This window comes from Xanthomonas sp. NCPPB 3959, from assembly GCF_056675575.1.
The window spans coordinates 1-3,616 of record NZ_JBWWVR010000040.1; the positions used below are offsets into that span (position 1 = coordinate 1).

General features: G+C 54.0%; 4 protein-coding genes. All 4 read right to left on the reverse strand.

Annotated features, from left to right (window positions below; all coding sequences use genetic code 11):
- Positions 1–275 precede the first annotated feature (275 nt).
- The 4 genes from AC1KVG_RS21680 to AC1KVG_RS21695 all read right to left on the reverse strand — a co-directional run bounded on the left by AC1KVG_RS21680 (position 276) and on the right by AC1KVG_RS21695 (position 3,581).
- Complete coding sequence (locus AC1KVG_RS21680; RefSeq protein ID WP_481095790.1) at positions 276–1,130, reverse strand: hypothetical protein; 855 nt, start codon at positions 1,128–1,130, stop codon at positions 276–278.
- A gap of 156 nt (positions 1,131–1,286) precedes the next feature.
- Positions 1,287–1,604: a hypothetical protein gene (locus AC1KVG_RS21685; protein WP_481095791.1), complete on the reverse strand. Its 318-nt coding sequence runs from the start codon at positions 1,602–1,604 to the stop codon at positions 1,287–1,289.
- A 500-nt stretch (positions 1,605–2,104) separates the two neighbouring features.
- Entirely contained in the window at positions 2,105–2,365 is a 261-nt protein-coding gene (locus AC1KVG_RS21690) for a hypothetical protein (protein ID WP_481095792.1), read from the reverse strand.
- A gap of 763 nt (positions 2,366–3,128) precedes the next feature.
- Positions 3,129–3,581 (reverse strand): hypothetical protein, encoded by a 453-nt coding sequence (locus AC1KVG_RS21695; protein ID WP_481095793.1) that lies wholly within the window; start codon positions 3,579–3,581, stop codon positions 3,129–3,131.
- Positions 3,582–3,616 lie beyond the last annotated feature (35 nt).

Sequence of the window (3,616 nt, forward strand, 5' to 3'; positions counted from 1 at the left end):
CGCGATGGAGCTTGCCAAGCGATGCAGCGGCGCGTGATGCCACCGAAGCCAAAGGCAATGAGCGCAGCGCGGAAGTGACGTACGAGGGCGAAGCACTGAACTTGCCGCAACCAGCAACGCTGATGACGACTGCCCGGAGCGGACCGCCTGCATGCCAGTGAACTGACAGAAGCCGGAGCCACCCACCTACTTGCTCAACCACGGCCTAACGTCGAGCATAAGCTGCGGCCATGCCAGAGCGCAGCGGAGGCGTGGACGTCGGCTTGATGCTCTGGTTAGCTCCGACGCCGCCTAGCACTCTGAATGAAGAAGACGTGCCCATATCTGTTCTCTCTGATTCTGTTATCCGAGATATCCTTCAGAGCCAGCCCGACGCCGATAGGATTGACGACTATCGGTGACGGAAGATTCGAGCCAATTCCGGCCAGAATCGATTGCCGAACGTTTGGTCTCACATCATCTGCCAGCCCCCACAAATCAGCTTGAACTTTCTGTTGAAGGGCGCTGTCAAACGACGTCCCGCCTTTCATTAATTCGTAAACCGCCGTACGAAAGGCTATTACGTACTTGTCTTCTCTTAATTCCAACACCTCGTCCCAACTGAAGCTGTCAAAGTCAGGAACAAGCAATCCGCCGTTGAATAATTCATGGCATTGCCCATTTGCGAGGACAACTTCATTTTCAAGGGCGCGCCCAATGAGTGGCGAATAGTTTGGGATTATGTCTAGCCCTTCTGCCCCTGCCAATATGTTAAGGCCAATATCAGCATAGAGATCGCCGCTCAGCTCTTTTACATCGTCGATGTCGAAGGCATATGAGTCAGCGGGAAGGCCATTTACTCGTCGAACCTCCGAGAAACAAAACTCGCCCAACCTGCTTCGAGCTTCCTCCGGAACTACGTCATATCTGATCGACTCAAAGCGCTCAGCATCTTTAACAACATCCCAGCAATCTACGAATAGACTCTGAAAACGTTTATTTTTTCCAAGCGATTTCCGGCCTTTGAGAGATTCACCCGTTGATATAAGCATTGATACAAATTCTGCCAGTGACTCTATACCGAAACTACCGATCGGGGCGCCATGGCGATTGAAGATGATGCGATCAAAGAGAATTGCATATCGCTTCATCAAGCCATCCCGAGATATACCTTCCCTCTGGAAGTTGAATAGACTTGGGATAGAAGATATGACGTCCATCGTTTGTCCTTAGAGCTAATGCCTGAATTAAGCCGACGCGCGAAGCGGGTTCGGCTTGAATGAATTGTTAGGCACAGCCCCGAAGAACTAGAGGCGCTGCCCCTTGTACGGCTTGGCGATAACCTGCCAATCGTCCTGATACACAACTGTACCCGGGTCTGACGTCCGCAGCACATTGACGTGGTGTCCGTGCAGGTCCAGCAAGGTCTTTAGCTGCCACATCCGTTGGATTGCCTCGTCCGCCGCCAGCTTGAACCAGGAGATGGCACGCCGATGCTCGGGGTTCGCCAGTGCAGTTGGTACGGGCAGGTGGTCATTGAACCAAGCCAAGGCCGTGCGGAGCGTCTCATGCTCTTGGGCAGAGAGGTCGCCATCATCGCGAAGCGTATGCGCGGCAACGAGCACTCCGCCAGCGCAACCTGAATCCGAGTCAGTAGCAAGAGTAGAAAACCGGATGAGCACAGAAGCTTCTGGTGGTACCTAACGCTTGAATTAAACCGAGTTGCGAAGCAACTTCGGCTTGAATAAGTTGTTAGGCAGTGAGTGGCCGCGAAGGTTGGATGGTGCAACCATGCTCCCCAGCACTGCCGCCTGGACCGAGTGTGCCACAGCTTGCGGGATGGAACTTGCCCCAACGATGCAGCGGCGCAGGATGCTGCCGAATCCAAATGCAATGAGCGCAGCGCAGGAACAACGTTTGACGGCGAAGCACCAAACCTACCGGTACGAGCAGTGGCGATGACTGCGCCACGGAGCCGACCACGCGCAGACCAGCAAACTCACCGAAGTAGCATGCACCAACGCATTTGCTCCACCACGGCCTAACGCTTGAATTAAGCCGAGTTGCGAGGCAACTTCGGCTTGAATGAGTCGTTAGGCGCCAAACGATGCCGCCTAAGGCTCGATCATTCCTGAGGAATTTCTAGTTCTTCGTACTGTTCAGGGGGCATGGTCTGAAGATGACGAAGGAAGGTGTGTTCATCAACGCTTTCATGAAGCGTTGCGACTACAGAGTTGTTTGCCAAGTCAGTTTCTTCTGAAACTGGGCGCAGTCCATAGTCCGTTACGAACTTGTGCCTGATTGCCTCGTAACGTGACGAGTCAATGATCATCCTGATCGGATGGTTGGATGTGTCATAGCTAATTGCGGATCCATACGGTTTCACAGAACTCTCCTATTGGCGCCTAACGCGTGAATTAAGCCGAGTTGCAAAGCAACTTCGGCTTGAATGAGTTGTTAGGCAGTGAGTGGCCGCAAAGGTTGGATGGTGCAACCATGCTCCCCAGCATGCCGCCTGGACCGAGTGTGCCACAGCTTGCGGGACGGAGCTTGCCCAGCGATGCAGCGGCGTGTGATGCGACCGAGGCCAACTGCAACGAGCGCAGCGCGGGAACGACGTGCTAAGGCGAAGCGCCGAACTTACCGCAACCCGCAACGGTGATGACTGCTGTCCGGAGCCAACCGCATGCACGCCTGCGAACTCACCGAAGCGGCGACCACCAACGCATTTGCTCCACCACGGCCTAACGCTTGAATTAAGCCGCGTTGCGAAGCAACTTCGGCTTGAATGAGTTGTTAGGTAGCAGCCTCACTTTACTGCCAGCTCTGCGAAGCGCTCGGTTGCGAGTGCCCTAGTAAGCATAACCACCGGCACCGAAACTACTAAAAAGATTGCTTTTGCGTATTCCGGTAGGAGTATCAAACCGGTGTTGAATAGCAGGACGTATAGCAGCGCGGCTCCCCCAACAGAGAGGACAAAAGAGATCTGCGAGGCGGCATTACAGATGGTGCAAGATGTCCTGCAGCCAAGGCAGAACAAATTGGCTTTGCCCCAGTTGTTCAGAAAGACCAAGTCCGCCCAAGAGAACGTGATTGGCTTTCCGCAAGTTGGACACGGCTTTTGTCTCATCTGCTACCTAACGCTTGAATTAAGCCGTGCCGCGAAGCGGCATCGGCTTGAATGAATTGTTAGGCGGCCAGATACGCACTAGATATAGAACGACTAGCGCTACAACGCAAGAAATAGCCGCCCACGCTGCCATCATGCCTGTGACCGAGTCTCCGAGCAGCAGCCACCCCATTGAAGCAGCTAATGCGCCTTGACCGAGGCTTAGTGCGACGACGATGCCAAAGAGCCACAAGCCAGACAGAAAACGGACTGTCCTGTGAAAGACAAAGCACGCGATGAGGTGTCCCGACAATGAGCAGATAAGCATGAGTCCGGTTATGAAGCCAGCGAAGTGAATGCTGCCGAAGCATCCAAACTTCGGATCGCAGTTGCCGCGCACATAGACGTCGAATGCCATGTAACCCACAAACGCAAGGAATAGAGCAATCCCTGGACCTAGTGATATCGCTACGAAACGCCAGATTTGTTTCATGGCCGCCTAACACCTGAGTTAAGCCGAGCCGCGAG